The organism is Nocardioides abyssi, assembly GCF_030412915.1.
In the GTDB taxonomy this organism is placed as follows: Bacteria; Actinomycetota; Actinomycetes; order Propionibacteriales; family Nocardioidaceae; genus Nocardioides; species Nocardioides abyssi.
In genome coordinates, this window is the sequence record NZ_JAUHJR010000105.1 from 1 (window position 1) to 291 (window position 291).

Genomic DNA, 291 nt, shown 5'->3' on the forward strand with positions numbered 1-291 from the left:
TGCACGCCGTCGTCGGGGTCCTTCTCCGGGGTCAGCTCGACGTCACGCTCCTTGCCGTCCCGCTCGACCTGCAGGGTGACCGGCTCGCCCGCGGGCGTGTCGCGGATGGAGTCCACCAGCATCTGGGGCGACTCCACCTGCTCGCCGTCGATGCGCAGCACGACGTCGCGCACCTCGAGCTTGCCGTCGGCGGGGCTGTCGGGCACGACGTAGGCGACCTGCAGCGCCGACTCGACCTCGTAGTCGAGGGCCTCGAGCGCGTTGGCGATCGCCACGTCCTGGGAGGTCACC

General features: G+C 71.5%; 1 protein-coding gene. It reads right to left on the reverse strand.

What is annotated here, in order from left to right; all coding sequences use genetic code 11:
• Positions 1-291, reverse strand: a 291-nt coding sequence (locus QWY29_RS20095; protein WP_300963003.1) for a PDZ domain-containing protein, incomplete at both ends; no start/stop codon positions are given.